The 14681-nt window shown below is 60.8% G+C and carries 14 protein-coding genes and 1 tRNA gene; 9 read left to right on the top strand and 6 right to left on the bottom strand.

From position 1 onward, the window contains the following. Positions 1-38: 38 nt before the first annotated feature. Together JKA62_RS13835 and JKA62_RS13840 are read right to left on the bottom strand one after the other, a co-directional pair. On the bottom strand, positions 39-728 hold the full coding sequence (locus JKA62_RS13835; RefSeq protein ID WP_011333908.1) for a lipopolysaccharide kinase InaA family protein: 690 nt from the start codon (positions 726-728) through the stop codon (positions 39-41). A 419-nt stretch (positions 729-1147) separates the two neighbouring features. Then, positions 1148-1235 (bottom strand) — tRNA-Ser (locus tag JKA62_RS13840). 122 nt (positions 1236-1357) lie between these two features. Between JKA62_RS13840 and JKA62_RS13845 the strand changes: the two genes are divergently transcribed. Then, positions 1358-2029 carry a Bax inhibitor-1/YccA family protein gene (locus tag JKA62_RS13845; protein ID WP_007955123.1) on the top strand — a complete coding sequence of 224 codons (672 nt, stop codon included), beginning with the start codon at positions 1358-1360 and terminating at the stop codon, positions 2027-2029. Between the two features lie 72 nt (positions 2030-2101). Here the strand turns inward: JKA62_RS13845 and JKA62_RS13850 are convergent, their stop codons facing one another. Together JKA62_RS13850 and JKA62_RS13855 are read right to left on the bottom strand one after the other, a co-directional pair. Continuing rightward, entirely contained in the window at positions 2102-2428 is a 327-nt protein-coding gene (locus JKA62_RS13850) for a YceK/YidQ family lipoprotein (protein WP_064381848.1), read from the bottom strand. Positions 2429-2467: 39 nt separating this feature from the next. Further along, positions 2468-2905, bottom strand: coding sequence for an Lrp/AsnC family transcriptional regulator (locus JKA62_RS13855; protein ID WP_064381847.1), 438 nt, complete (start codon positions 2903-2905; stop codon positions 2468-2470). 139 nt (positions 2906-3044) lie between these two features. Here JKA62_RS13855 and JKA62_RS13860 point away from each other — a divergent pair, with 139 nt between their 5' ends. Further along, complete coding sequence (locus tag JKA62_RS13860) at positions 3045-3938, top strand: DMT family transporter (RefSeq protein ID WP_041475250.1); 894 nt, start codon at positions 3045-3047, stop codon at positions 3936-3938. A gap of 3 nt (positions 3939-3941) precedes the next feature. Here the strand turns inward: JKA62_RS13860 and JKA62_RS13865 are convergent, their stop codons facing one another. Further along, the gene (locus tag JKA62_RS13865) at positions 3942-4982 is read right to left on the bottom strand and encodes an FUSC family protein (RefSeq protein ID WP_181457862.1); all 1041 of its coding nucleotides are present in this window, start codon (positions 4980-4982) and stop codon (positions 3942-3944) included. A 46-nt stretch (positions 4983-5028) separates the two neighbouring features. After that, positions 5029-6654: an NADP-dependent glyceraldehyde-3-phosphate dehydrogenase gene (locus tag JKA62_RS13870; protein WP_011333912.1), complete on the bottom strand. Its 1626-nt coding sequence runs from the start codon at positions 6652-6654 to the stop codon at positions 5029-5031. A gap of 275 nt (positions 6655-6929) precedes the next feature. Between JKA62_RS13870 and JKA62_RS13875 the strand changes: the two genes are divergently transcribed. The 7 genes from JKA62_RS13875 (at position 6930) to JKA62_RS13905 (ending at position 14679) form a co-directional block, all read left to right on the top strand. Beyond that, entirely contained in the window at positions 6930-7292 is a 363-nt protein-coding gene (locus JKA62_RS13875) for a c-type cytochrome (RefSeq protein ID WP_011333913.1), read from the top strand. Positions 7293-7368: 76 nt separating this feature from the next. Further along, a complete protein-coding gene (locus JKA62_RS13880) occupies positions 7369-8697 on the top strand; it encodes a D-arabinono-1,4-lactone oxidase (protein WP_181457863.1) in 1329 nt (442 codons plus the stop codon). Beyond that, complete coding sequence (locus JKA62_RS13885; protein WP_011333915.1) at positions 8697-9980, top strand: DSD1 family PLP-dependent enzyme; 1284 nt, start codon at positions 8697-8699, stop codon at positions 9978-9980. Before JKA62_RS13880 ends, JKA62_RS13885 begins: the two co-directional genes overlap by 1 nt. A gap of 169 nt (positions 9981-10149) precedes the next feature. Then, positions 10150-10761: a transposase gene (locus tag JKA62_RS13890; RefSeq protein ID WP_080511013.1), complete on the top strand. Its 612-nt coding sequence runs from the start codon at positions 10150-10152 to the stop codon at positions 10759-10761. A gap of 71 nt (positions 10762-10832) precedes the next feature. Then, positions 10833-12428, top strand: a complete 1596-nt coding sequence (locus JKA62_RS13895; protein ID WP_011333917.1) for a ShlB/FhaC/HecB family hemolysin secretion/activation protein — start codon at positions 10833-10835, stop codon at positions 12426-12428. 14 nt (positions 12429-12442) lie between these two features. Beyond that, positions 12443-14242, top strand: a complete 1800-nt coding sequence (locus tag JKA62_RS13900) for a DUF2341 domain-containing protein (protein ID WP_201818284.1) — start codon at positions 12443-12445, stop codon at positions 14240-14242. A gap of 11 nt (positions 14243-14253) precedes the next feature. Beyond that, entirely contained in the window at positions 14254-14679 is a 426-nt protein-coding gene (locus JKA62_RS13905; protein ID WP_007955109.1) for an ExbD/TolR family protein, read from the top strand. The last annotated feature ends 2 nt before the right edge of the window (positions 14680-14681 follow it).

Below are 14681 nucleotides of genomic sequence, written 5' to 3' on the forward strand. Positions count from 1 at the left end.
TTCATGTGATGTGAGCGCCTGCCGCCTTCGTTGGGATCTCAAGAACGGCCCTGAGTGATCACTGGTCGACCCAGGTGCTTTTCATAATGACGAAGAAAGTGTTGCCACTCCGGTTCGCTCCAATAGGAATGGCGCCTGAGTTGCAAAATGTCGTGCCGAGCTGCCCGCAATGAGCTAATTCGCCCATGGGATTTCTCGAGATCGAGCAGCGCAAGCTCGAACTCGGGATCGCTCGACGAATTGCGAACTTTGATAAAAATGTGTTTTGAGCGCATGCAGCCATGTTGCCAGCGGCCGAGATGCATTCGTGCCATTAACGAAGCGAGTATTTCGAGCACATTGTCCAGTTGCTTGGGCGTGTATTGGTTTTTTGCGCCTTCGTTGTACCAAGATTCCAAATCCTGGAAACCGTTCAAGTCCTTGGTGACCAAGATGCCGTGCCAGACCCCTTTGATTTTTTGCGCACCGTAGTAAACCGGTTGAGGGGCGTTGACCCCAAGATGGAGTAACTTCGTGAGCGCGCGGCCTTCGCGCAAGGTGGTGGGGCGCCCCAGTGGATATCTCAGGCTGCGAAACAAATGACCCGTCTGGCGCTTAACATAAACAGTCGCGCCGTTATGCATAACTCGCTGCACTCCGCTTGTGCCACTCCTGCGAACGTTGGGTTCTTCTACCCAAGGGCCTGATGTATTCCACCAATAGGAAAAAAGTTGGTCGGTTTGGCTCATCGCGCACTCCATTCTTGTGTTGTTATCAGCTGCGCCATCGGCCTTTTTGTTGGCCGGCATCATGCCGTAATTCAAACAGACGTTTCAGTGCTGAGCTAGTTCCTTTTGATGACACGCTTATCCATTATTGAGCAGCAGCTACGGTTCAAAGGCAGTCGTGGGAGATGAAATGGTTTCGGCCAGGGCAGTCGTCCGCAGGGGGCAGCATTCGGCTGATAGCCATCAGTCAGGTGCCATCATCAAGGCCAGGGTCATCTTGATGAATTCCCGTATTACATGAAGAGTGTTTTATGTTCGGCAGGACGCTGGAGAAGGGAGTGAAAGTTGCGGTTTGTGGAAAACATCCTGATGTCATCAGAATTTCTGGAACGTCAGAAACGACAAAGCCCTGAATAATCAGGGCTTTGTCGTACTTAAGATGGCGGAGGCGATGGGATTCGAACTCATGGACCTGTTACAGTCGACGGTTTTCAAGACCGTTGCCTTAAACCACTCGGCCACACCTCCGTTGCGTTGCGGGCGCCATAATACCTGAATGAAACACACTGTCAAACTCTGTGCATGGCTTGTTACAGAGCGTCTGTTATGATCTTTGCGACTGAACGTTTCAAACCAACAGGAGTGTCGCCATGCGCGAACAGGATTACGCAGTTCACAACAGCGTGCAGGCTGAGCAGCTAGAGGTTAGCCGCGTCCTGCGCAACACTTACGGTCTACTGGCGCTCACCCTCGCATTCAGCGGTGTGATGGCGTTCGTGGCCCAGCAGATGCGGGTCGGCTACCCGAACATTTTCGTGGTACTGATCGGTTTTTACGGGCTGTTCTTCCTCACCAACAAGCTTCGTGACTCTGCCTGGGGCCTGGTGTCGGCGTTTGCCCTGACCGGTTTCATGGGTTTCCTCCTCGGCCCGATCCTCAACCGTTACCTGGGCATGCAGGGCGGCGCTGAAGTGGTCAGCTCCGCGTTTGCGATGACTGCACTGGTGTTCGGTGGTCTGTCGGCCTACGTGCTGATCACCCGTAAGGACATGAGCTTCCTCGGTGGCTTCATCACCGCCGGTTTCTTCGTCCTGCTGGGCGCGACGCTGGCAAGCATGTTCTTCCAGATCAGCGGCCTGCAACTGGCGATCAGCGCAGGTTTCGTGCTGTTCTCGTCGGTCTGCATCCTGTTCCAGACCAGCGCCATCATCCACGGCGGCGAGCGCAACTACATCATGGCGACCATCAGCCTGTATGTATCGATCTACAACCTGTTCGTCAGCCTGTTGCAGATCTTCGGCATCATGAGCCGCGACGACTGATCGCTTTACCGCTACAAACAAGAAACCCGCGAAAGCGGGTTTTTTGTTGCCTGCGATAAAGAGAGCAGACGATCAATTGATCTCGATGCTGCCATCAGCCTGTTGCTTGTAGATCGTGTAGGGCAGCAGCAACGTATCGAGCACTCCCGACACGGCCGCATCGACCAGCAGACCCGGTGTCGCGTTCTTGTAGTTGAACGCATCGACGTCATCCGGCTTTTCGGCGTGCAGCATGCAGAAGTCGTACGTCACGCCACTGTAGATGCGCGGTACAGCGCCGCAGTAGGATTTTTTAGCCTTCAACTGGTCGGTGGAAAACTTATCGCTGAACGCCACGGTCTGCACCGTCCCGCACCCGGCCAGCATCAACACAGCCAGCATCATTGCCTGAATTTTCATACCGCCAATCCTTCGCCGGAAAAAATCAATCTACGCCGCTCAGGCCATTGGCGGCAACCGCCGTTTTACCGGGGTCTTCTTGACGATCGCCGTATTGGTTTCCGCCAGCGTATTCAGCCGGTCGAGCAAGGTGTCAAGTTGCTCCATCGAACGCACATGCAGGCGGGCGATAAAGCAGTCCTCGCCGGTGACCTTGTCGCACTCGGTAAACTCGGGAATCGACAGAATCTGCCGCTCGACTTCCTGCAATTGCCCCGGCAATGGCCGCACTCGGACGATGGCCTGCAACTGGTAGCCGAAGCATTTCGGGTCAATTTCAACGGTGTAACCCTTGAGCACACCGCGTTCCTCCAGCCGCCGCAGGCGCTCGGCCACGCTCGGCGATGACAACCCGCTGATTTGCGCCAGGGCCTTGAGCGAGCGCCGCGAATCCTCCATCAGGGCTCCGATCAGGATCTGGTCGATATCGTCGGTCATACAAGAAACTCCCGCATTAGGCGAATGGCACAAACTACCCTTGATAAAAAAGGCAGAAACCGAGTTTAGCCTGCTTTTTCCGCTGGAGAGGCCCCGATCTCGCTTGGCATACTTTTGCCACACATTAAGGAGATAGATGATGGACAAAACAATCCGTCGCGGCTCATTCGAAATGACCGCTGCCATGCTGATATCCGGGACGATCGGCTGGTTCGTACTGGTGTCCGGGCAACCGGTGATGGACGTGGTGTTCTGGCGCTGCGTGTTCGGCGCCGGGACCTTGTTGCTGATCTGCGCTGCGTTCGGCTTTCTGCGCCCAGGCATCTTGACCCGCACCACATTCTTGCTGGCGGTGCTCAGCGGGGTGGCAATCGTCGGCAACTGGGTGCTGCTGTTCGCCTCCTACTCAAGGGCCTCGATTGCCATCGGCACGGCGGTGTACAACGTGCAGCCGTTCATGCTGGTGGGTTTGGCGGCGCTGTTTCTCGGCGAGAGGATCACCCTGCAGAAGATGTTCTGGCTGGCGATTTCTTTCATGGGAATGCTGGCCATCGTCAGTGCCCACGGCGGGCAGGGCGAGGGTGGCAATGATTACCTGATGGGGATTGCGCTGGCGCTGGGGGCGGCGTTTCTGTACGCCATCGCCGCGTTGATCATCAAGCGCCTGACCGGCACGCCGCCGCATCTGATTGCGCTGATCCAGGTCTGCACCGGCGTGCTGTTGCTCGCGCCATTCGCCCATTTTTCAGCGATGCCCGAGGCACCGAGTGCCTGGGCCAGTTTAGTGACACTGGGCATCGTCCACACCGGTCTGATGTACGTGTTGCTCTACGGCGCGATCCAGAAACTGCCGACCGCATTGACCGGCGCGCTGTCATTCATCTACCCGATCGCGGCGATTTTCGTTGACTGGTTTGCCTTCGGTCATCAACTGCAAACCCTGCAATGGATTGGCGTGGCGGCGATTCTATTGGCCGCTGCGGGCATGCAACAGGGTTGGGGATTGAAGGCGCGGCGCCTGGCCGCGCAGTAAACCTCAGATGTTCCAGCGCGGTGCGGTCTTCGCCAGGCGCTGACGCATTTCGCCGATGTTGGCCGCCAGTTGCCGGGTCAACAAACGGTAGCCATCCAGCGGGCTGTAGACAGGCGTATCGAGGCTGGCGTCCGGCAATTCCACCGGGCGCCCCAGCCTCTGGGCCGCACCAGTTTTCAACGCTCGGGCCATGCCGATCAATTGCACGCGAATATGCCGGTGCTCGGCCTTGAGCGCCGCTTGCAGGTGCGTCATGGCGTCGGGGTCGTTGGCATCCGGGCGAATGTTGCCGAGGATTTCCAGGGTGCTGATGCACATACGCAGGTTGCGCTGAATGGCGTCCAGTTCGGTCATCGAGACTTTGACTTCCTTGGACACCGACGGCATCAGCGAGCGCAGTTGCACCATCACCGCGTTCAGCCGGCTCATCAACTTCAAGTGTTCGTCGGCCGTCACCGGTTGGCCGCCGATGATCCGCCCGTACACCGTGGCGCAGTCACGCAGCGCGTCGGCCAGGTTGTAGCGCCACGAGTACACCGCGTACAGCGGCAGAGCGAAGGAAAAGGCCAGGGCCAGGGCGATACCGATCAGGATATCGACCCCGCGCCACAGCCCGTCGGTGATCGGGTTGTCGCCATGCCCGGCGACAATGAACACGGTAATGGCCGAGAGCAGGGCGGTGTAGCCGCCCTTGCCGATGGCGTGATACGAGAAAAATCCGCAGACCACTGCCATCGCAAAATAGGTCAGCCACGGCATGCCCAGCCACGCCTGTTGCGCCACGATCAACAAACCGACGCCGGCACCGATCAAGGTGCCGGTGGCACGCTCGGCGGCTTTCTTGCCGATGTTGCCGTGGTGCTGCAGGCCGCCAATCACCACCAGCATGGTCACCGACGCCCATTCGCCGTGGGGCAGATTGATGCCGGTGGTCAGCAGGATTGTCGCCAGCAACCCCAACGCGACCCGCACCGCGTGAATCGTTCGAGCATGGCGATAACGTCGATACGGGTCGAGCAACGGCCGCAGGATCCGCCGCAACAGCGGCGGCCAGCGGTGGGGGCTGAAAGTGCTCAGCGCTGATTCCTCCTCAGAAGATGTAGTCGGTGGCGATGAAGTTCGAATCCCGTCCGCGAATGATTTCGCTGATCAGATCCTTGTTGGGTTCCTGGAACTTGGTCGCCACCAGGGTGCGGATCGAAAACACCCGCAGTGCATCGTGTACCGACAGCGTGCCTTCGGCGGAGTTCTTGCGACCGTTGAACGGGTAGGTGTCCGGGCCGCGCTGGCACTGGGCGTTGAGGTTGATCCGCCCGACCTGGTTGGCGAAGGTGTCGACCAGTCGGCCGACGGCCACCGGGTTGGTGCCGAAGATGCTCAGTTGCTGGCCGAAGTCCGATTCCAGCACGTAGTCGATCACGGTATCGAGGTGACGGTACGGCACAATCGGCACCACCGGCCCGAACTGCTCTTCCTGATAAACGCGCATCTGCGGCGTCACCGGGTACAGCACCGCCGGATAGAAGAACGATTCCCGCGACTCGCCACCATTCGGATTGACCACCTGGGCGCCTTTGCTCTGCGCGTCGGCCACCAGCCCATGCAGATAATCGACCTTGCCTGACTCTGGCAGCGGCGTCAGCGAAACCCCGCTGTCCCACGGCATGCCCGGTTTGAGGCTGGCCAGTTTGGCGTTGAATTTCTCGATGAAGCTGTCCACCACATCTTCATGCACGAACAGAATCTTCAACGCGGTGCAGCGCTGGCCGTTGAACGACAGCGAGCCGGTGACCGCTTCGCTGACCGCATTGTCCAGATCGACTTCCGGCAGGACGATGCCGGGGTTCTTCGCATCCAGGCCCAATGCTGCGCGCAAGCGGTGTGGTTTCGGGTGCAGTTTCTTCAGGTCGCTGGCGGCCTTGTTGGTGCCGATGAAGGCGAAGATGTCGATCTTGCCGCTGGCCATCAGCGCACTGACGGTCTCGCGGCCGCTGCCGTAGATGACGTTGATCACGCCGGTGGGGAAGCTGTCGCGGAAGGCTTCAAGCAAAGGACGGATCAGCAGTACGCCGAGCTTGGCCGGTTTGAATACCACGGTGTTACCCATGATCAGCGCCGGAATCAGCGTGGTGAAGGTTTCGTTCAGCGGATAGTTGTAAGGCCCCATGCACAGCGCCACCCCGAGCGGAACGCGGCGGATCTGGCCGAGGGTGTCCTGTTCCAGCTCGAAACGGCTGGAGCGGCGGTCGAGTTCTTTCAGCGCATTGATGGTGTCGACGATGTAGTCGCAGGTGCGGTCGAACTCTTTTTCCGAGTCCTTGAGGTTCTTGCCGATCTCCCACATCAGCAGTTTCACCACGGCGTCGCGTTGCTGGCGCATGCGCCCGAGGAAAGCTTCGACGTGTTGGATGCGTTCGGCCACGCGCAGGGTTGGCCACAGGCCCTGGCCTCGATCGTAAGCGCGCACGGCCGCATCCAAAGCGGTGAGGGCGGTGTCGGCGTCCAGCAGCGGTGTGCTGCCGAGGATCACTTGTTCGTCGCCGTTATCGCCGTGCAGATAGACCGGGCTGCGCACGGTGGCGAGCGGGCCGTCCCAGCGGCGCAACTGGCCATCGACCAGGTATTCGCGTTGCTCGACCTGACCGTCGAGGCGGTATTTTTCCGGGATGTCGCTGACAGAAGGGAACAGGTTGCCAAGGATGTTTGCTGTGGTCATGTCGCTACCCCGCGTCATTGAAAAAGTCTGTAACGGTTATACGCCTGAATGCGCCGAAATTTAAACCCGCAAATGTCACGCGAATGTCACCCAAAGGCGCAGGGCAGAGGGGATGACACCGCGGCTCCCACAGGTTTTCAGGAATACCCGATTCTTCAGGGAACCCGACTGGCCCCGGATGCCCCCCTCACTGTCCCGCAATGCCCTCAACCCGCCGCCGTTGCTGCCTTAAGGTGGGATCACAACAATAAGCGGCACCTCACGCGAGGATCTTTATGCGGGCATCCCGATTCACCTGGCTGCTGATGCTGGCCGTTGCACTGGCCGGTTGCGGCGAAGACGCCAAACCCCCGACCTCATCCGGCATCGCCCCTGGTGCCATGCCCTCCGACCCGGCGCTGGCGCAGATCTACGCCAACAGCTGCCAGCTCTGCCACGCCAACCCCGCCGCCAATGCGCCGCTGACCGGCGACCGCAAGGCCTGGGAACCGCGCATCCAGCAGGGCGCCGACACGCTGCTCGACCACGCCATCAATGGCTACAACGGCATGCCGCCGATGGGCCAGTGCGTCGAGTGCTCGGAAGAACAATTCCTTCAGCTGATCGGCTTCATGGCCGATCAGCCGCTCCCAAAATAAGGATCCTGGCATGCCGATAGATCTGACACGCCGGCAGTTATTGCAACGGGCAAGCATCGTCGGCGCGTTCAGCGCGCTGGCCTGCAATCCGGCGCTGGGCCAGTTGATGCGCGCACCTCGGCTGATTCCCTGGCGCAACTGGTCGGGCGGGCAGAGTTGCCTGCCGGCGGCGCGAGTGGCACCGAAAAATCTGGATGAACTGACCGCAGTGATTCAGCAGGCACCGGGCAAGATTCGCCCGGTCGGTTCGGCGCATTCCTTCAGTGCTTTGGTGCCCACCGACGGCACGTTGCTGTCGCTGAGCTACTTCAACGGTCTGCTCGATCACGACCCGAAAACCCTGCAAGCCGAATTCGCTGCCGGCACGCCGATGTCACGCATGGGCACGCCGCTCAAGGACGTCGGCCAGGCCCTGCAGAACATGGCCGACATCGATTACCAGACCCTCGCCGGGGCCATTTCCACCTCCACCCATGGCACCGGCAAAACCTTCCAGTCCTACTCGGCCCACGTCTGCGGGATGCAACTGGTGACCGCCCGTGGCGAGGTGCTGGATTGCGACAGCCAGCGACATCCCGAAGTATTCAACGCCGCCCGGGTATCCCTCGGCGCGTTGGGCGTAGCCACCAAAATCCGCCTGCAAAACCGTCCGGCCTATCGCCTGCGGGAGCGCCAGTGGATCGCCAAAACCGAAGAACTGCTGGAAGACCTGGACAAGAACACCCGCGAAAACCAGCACTGGGAGATGCTCGTCGTCACCCATTCCGACTACGCCTTGTCGATTGCCCTCAACGAAACCACCGACCCGCCCACGCTGCCGATTCCGCCCGAAGAGGAGGGCGGCAACGAGTTCGTGACCCTGATCGAGAAGATCGACAAGTACGGCAGCGATTTCCCGAACCTGCGCAGTTCGCTGCTCAACAGCCTGCGGCATCTGGCGAGTTTCGACGACCGGGTCGGCGACTCGTTCGAGATCTACGCCAACGTGCGCACCGTGCGTTTCAACGAAATGGAATATTCGGTGCCCGCCGAACACGGCCCGGCCTGCCTGCGGGAGATTCTCAAACTGATTCGCGACAAGGACCTGCGCACCTGGTTTCCCATCGAGTACCGCTACGTCAAGGCCGACGACATTCCGCTGAGCATGTTCGAAGGCCGTGACAGCTGTTCGATCTCGGTCCACCAGCATTACCAGATGGACCACCACAACTTCTTCGCCGCCGTCGAGCCGATCTTCTGGAAGTACAACGGCCGCCCGCACTGGGGCAAATTGCACACGCTCAATGCCCGTACGTTGCAAACGCTCTATCCGCGCTGGCAGGAATTCATTCAGGTACGCCAGGCGGTGGACCCGAGCGGCAAGTTTCTCAACGGGCATCTGTCGTCGATTCTGGGGGTGAGCTGATGGCGGTCAATCGACGTAATTTCGTGCTCGGAACTTTGGGTGTTGGCGCTTTGCTGGTGGGCGTGGGTGCGTTGTTAAGGCCGGGGGATCGCGGCGGGCCTTACAGTGACTATTTTCGGGCGCTGAACAACGAACTCAAGACCAAAGGCCCGATGCGCCCGGTGTTGCTGATCGATCTGGATCGGCTGGATCACAACATCGACGTGGTGATGCGCTCGGTCAAACGCGCGGGCAAGCAGTTGCGGCTGGTAGAGAAGTCATTGCCATCGCCGGGCTTGCTCCGCTACATCGGCCAACGGGCGGGGACGCAGCGGCTGATGTCGTTCCATCAGCCGTTTCTCAATCACGATGCGGTGACGTTTCCGCAGTCCGACATTCTGCTCGGCAAACCGCTGCCGGTGCGCTCGGCCGAGATTTTCTACCAGACTCACAAAGGCCCCTTCGACCCGACGAAACAACTGCAATGGCTGATCGACAACCCCGAACGCTTGCAGCAATACCTCGCACTGGCCCAGGGATTTGGCACGCGGATGCGGATCAACATCGAGCTGGACGTCGGCCTGCATCGAGGCGGCGTCAGTGACGTGAACGTGCTCGGGCAGATGCTCGCGCTGATCGCCGCCAACCCGCAGCATCTGGCGTTCGCCGGCTTCATGGGCTACGACCCGTTCGTGGGCATGGGCGTGCCGGGGATTCTCGGTTCGCCCGAGGAACTGTTCGCCAAGGTGATGGTGATTTATCAGCGCTGCGTCGACTTCACCCGGCAGCAATATCCGGCGCTGTGGCATGACGGCTTGTGCCTGAATACGGCCGGCAGCCCGAGTTATCGCATGCATGAAAACGAACACCTGAGCAGTGAGGTGTCGGTGGGGACGGCGATGCTCAAGCCGACTCATTACGATCTGCCGTCGCTGGTCGAACATGAACCTGCCGCGTACATCGCCACGCCGGTGTTGAAAAGCACGGGTGCGGTGAACATCCCGGCGCTGGATGACAAGTCGAAACTGTTTTCGTGGTGGGACACCAACCAGCGCCAGACCTTCTTCATCTACGGTGGCAACTGGATGGCCGAATTCGAATCGCCGCCCGGATTGCAGAGCAATGGTGTTTACGGCCGTAGCTCGAATCAGGAGATGGTCAATGGCTCGAATGCCGTGGGGCTGACGGTGGAGGATCAGGTGTTCTTGCGCCCGACCCAGACCGAAGCCGTCCTTCTGCAATTCGGCGACTTGCTGGCGGTGCGTGGCGGCAAGATCGTCGATACCTGGCCGGTGTATACCTGATCTGCTGACTTCTTCAACACAACGCAAAACCTTCAGCAATTTCCGTAATGAAGCTTTTATGACAAAAGTTCGGTAGCACATCGCCAGTCCGGTCATGCCTATGTAACGCGCTTGAGGGGCCCTGAGGGGCGCTTTTCACAAGCCGAGGCGGGACGCCGGGAGTGAGGCAATGGGGACTATGGAACGCTACTCGAAAGTGGGCATGCAGGAACTCGATCAACGCCTGTCGAAGATCGTCGAAGCCGCGCGCAAGAAGCCGGTTTCGGTGTATCGCTACGGCGCGCCGTGGGTCTGGATCGTCTCGCAGGATGACTGGCAGGGCGCCTTGAAGGAGGTCTCCAGCTACATTCCGCCGGGGCATTCGCTGGTGCTGCTGCGCCCGCAGATCGATGACTTGCTCGACGCCCACCGCGATCTCCTGCACGACCTCAATGCCCAACCCGGCATGCTGATCGCCCCGCAGACGGTCATGCACATCCTGCTGCTGCAACTGCTGTATTCGGTGCCCAGCGAGCAGCAGCTCTACGAACAGCTCAATTACAACCTGCTGTTTCGCTGGTTCGTCGGCCTTGGCCTGAACCAGAAAGTCTGGAGCTTCAACGTCCTCAGTCGCGACATCGCCACGCTGCTCAACGAGCCGCGTGCGGTGCAGCTCATCCAGAAAATCATCGGTGAAGTGTTCTGCGGCGCGCTGCTGCAAATGCCCGAGTTCTCGCTGAACTTCGCGCTGCTGCACACCTGGCTGGGCAAGCACACCGGGGCCTCGCACGTCAGCAATTAACAACGCCAGTCATTGACGCACACGCAAGGCGCAAAAGCGCCAACAGGTCATCGCGAATTTCAGGGGGTAGTGTGGAGCAGATTTTCACGTCACGGCTGGCGCTGTGGGGCTGGCTGCTGGTGACGGCCGGCGCGCAGCCGGCGTTCGCCGAAGAGGCCGAGAACGCAGCGGCGCAGCGTCTGGTGGACGTCAACGAATACTTCGTGCGCGGCAACACCGTGCTCGATGCGCGGGCGATCGAAGAAGCGGTGTACCCGTTCCTCGGCCCGCAAAAAGCCTTGAGCGATATCGAAGGCGCGCGGGATGCCCTGCAAAAGGCCTATCAGGAGCGCGGTTATCAATCGGTGTTCGTCGAACTGCCGGAGCAGGCGGTGGCCGACGGCATCGTCTACCTGCAAGTCAGCGAAACCAAGGTCGGCCGGGTGCGTGTGGTTGGCGCCAAACACTATTCGCCGCTGGATATCCGCGACAACGTCCCGGCGCTGAAGGAAGGCGAGGTGCCGGACTTCGCCAAGGTCCAGGGCGAACTGGCCCAACTCAACAAGACCCCGGGCCGCCAGGTGATGCCGCTGGTGCGCGAAGGCCAGCGCCCCGGCACCATGGACGTGGACTTGCAGGTCGAAGACCAGAACCCGTGGACCGCCAGCGTCGGGCTGAACAACGACTACAGCGCCGACACCGAAAAACTGCGCACCGTCACCAGCCTCGGCTACAACAATCTTTGGCAGTTGGGGCACAGCGTCAACCTGACGTTCTTCACCGCCCCGCAAGAGACCGACAACGCCAAGGTCTGGTCCGGCTCGTACACCGCGCCATTGACCGAGCGCTGGAGCGTGCAGTTCTCCGGTTACCAGTCCGACAGCAACGTCGCCACCCTCGGCGGCAGCAACGTGCTCGGCAAGGGCCATTCCTACGGCGTAGCGGCGATCTACACGATCCCGTCCAGCGGCAACTGGTCGAACTCGCTGTCGGCCGGCATCGACTTCAAGGACTTCGACGAGCGCCTGACCCTGTCCGGTGAGAGCGACAAGGTGCCGCTCAAGTACGCGCCGTTCACCTTCGCCTACAACGGCTATCGCTACACCGAAAAGAGCCAGCTCGGCCTCGGCCTGAGCCTGGTCGCGGCCACTCGCAGCATCTTCGGCTACGGCAGTTCCGACGAAGACTTCGACTACAAACGCTACCGCGCCAACCCGAGCTTCGCCGTGCTCAAGGGCGATACCAATTTCACCTGGACCTTCGACAGCGACTGGCAGAGCGCAAGCAAAGCCGCGTTCCAGCTGGCATCGGGACCGCTGGTTTCCAACGAGCAATTCTCCGCCGGCGGCGCGACTTCGGTGCGCGGTTATCTGGCCGCCGAACGCACCGCCGATGACGGCTTCCTGCTGAGCGAAGAACTGCGCACACCGTCACTGGCCAAGTACGCCGGCACCTGGATGCAGGACTGGCGCTTCTACGCCTTCGCCGAAGGTGCGCAACTCTATCTGCGCGACGAACTGCCGGACCAGGACGCCAATTACGCCCTGGCCAGCGTCGGCCTCGGCACCCGCGCCAGCCTGAGCAAATGGCTGTCCGGCAGCCTCGACTGGGGCTACCCGCTACTCGAAGGGCCGAACACCTCGAAACAGGAATCGCGCCTGCACTTCAACCTTCAGGCCACTTTCTAACAGGAGCACTTTTCATGCAGCGCCTATTCCTTTCGTTGTTGATCTGCCTGGGCTTCGTGCTCCCGGCCACGGCTCAAGCCTGGTGGCAGGACGACTGGCATTACCGCAAACAGATCGCCGTCGACACCACGCCGCAAGGCGCCGCGATCAATCAGGCCCTGGGCCGCACCGCGCTGCTGGTGCGCCTGCACACCGGCAACTTCACCTTCGACGGCGTGAAAGAGGACGGCTCGGACCTGCGCTTCGTCGCCGCGGATGACAAGACCGTGCTCAACCATCAGATCGAAAGCTTCGACGCGCTGATGGGCATGGCGCAGATCTGGGTCGATGTGCCGAATGTCGAGGGCGGTCAGCGTCAGGACATCTGGATGTACTACGGCAACCAGAAGGCCCCGGCGACCGGCAACGGCCAACTGACGTTCGATCCGAATTACACCGCGCTCTATCACTTCGACGGCGCCACCGGTACTCCGGCCAAAGACACCACCGCTTACGGCAACACCGCGCAGAGCGCGACCGGCGCCGCGATTGACGGCGTAGTCGGGCGTGCCTTGCAGTTCAGCGGCCAGCCGCTGCTGCTACCGGCCAGTCCGTCGTTGCAGCACAACGCTGGCAGCGCGTTCACCTTCAGTGCCTGGCTGCGACTGGACCAGGCCAACGGCGAGCAACTGATCCTGGCCCGCCGCGAAGGCGCCAACAGCCTGCTGGTCGGGGTAAATCAGGGCGTGCCGTTCGTGGACATCGACGGCCAGCGCGCCGTTGCCACGCAGCCGCTGAATCCGGGCCAATGGCAGCACGTCGCACTGACCGCCGAAGGCGCAAAAGTGACGCTGTACATCAACGGTCGCGAAAGTGCGGCACTGGCTCAGGCAATGCCGGCGTTCAACTCGGTCATGGCTATTGGCGCCGATCTGCACGAAGGTCCTTTCCAACCGTTCGTGGGCGCCATCGATGAACTGCGCCTGTCGAAAGTCGCCCGTCCGGCGCCGCTGTTGCTGGCTGACGCCACCTCCCAGGGCGCTGAATCGAAACTGGTAGCCTACGGCGTTGATGAAGAACAGTCCGGCTTCGGTTTCGGCAGCCTCGGCTTCCTGCTCAACGCGGTGCCGGTGGACGCTTGGGTGATCATCGCGGTGCTGGTGCTGATGATGTTCCAGTCGTGGATCATCATGCTGCGCAAGAACCGCACCCTCAGCCGTGTCACCGCCGCCAACGAAGACTTCCGCGTGCAGTTCGCCAAGGTCGGTACTCGCCTGGAAATGTTCGCCGACGACACCCAACTCGCCCAGCGATTGCAGCACTCGTCGCTGTGGCGCCTGTATCTGGTGGCCGTGAAAGAAATCCGCACCCGCCGCGAGCAGGGCGCCGATACCTCGTCGGTTTCCGCCGCAACCATCGAAGCGATCCGCTGCTCGATGGACGGCGTGCGCACCCGTGAAAACCAGCAACTGAGCTCGAAACTCTCGACCCTGTCCAACGCCATCGCCGGCGGCCCGTACATCGGCCTGCTCGGCACGGTGCTGGGGATCATGGTGGTGTTCCTCGGCACCGCCATGGCCGGCGACGTCAACATCAACGCCATCGCGCCGGGCATGGCGGCCGCGTTGCTGGCCACGGCCATGGGTCTGTTCGTCGCGATCCCGGCGCTGTTTGGCTACAACCGCCTGATCACCCGCAACAAGGAAGTCAGCGCCGACATGCGCGTGTTCGTCGACGAGTTCATCACCCGTCTGGCGGAGATGCACGGCGAAGGCCAGTCCAGTGAAGCGGCGCATCAGCGCGGCCATCACGCCAACCAATCCGTACCGGCCTGAGGAGCACTGACATGGCGTCCGTAAATGCCTCCCACGACGATGACGAAGATGCCGCAGTGGACAGCATCAACATCACGCCTCTGGTGGACGTGCTGATGGTGGTGCTGGTGATGTTCATCCTCACCGCCACCGCGCAGGTCTCCGGGATCCAGATCAACCTGCCCAAGGCCAGCGCCGCGGTGTCGTTGTCCGAAGCCAAGACCAAGGCGATTTCGGTCAACGACGGCGGCCAGGTGTTCCTCGACGCCTATCCGGTCACGTTGCCTGAACTGGAAGAGCGCCTGCGGATCGAGAAGGCGCAGAACCCGGACTTCCCGGTGATCGTGCGCGGCGACGCCACGGTGCAGTACCAGAAAGTCATCGAAGTGCTGGATCTGCTGCGCCGGCTCGAACTGTCCCAGGTCGGTCTCGTTACCGGCAAACCGACGCAGGGCTGAGT

The sequence above is a fragment of the Pseudomonas sp. B7 genome (assembly GCF_016735645.1).
Classification (GTDB): domain Bacteria; phylum Pseudomonadota; class Gammaproteobacteria; order Pseudomonadales; family Pseudomonadaceae; genus Aquipseudomonas; species Aquipseudomonas glycinae.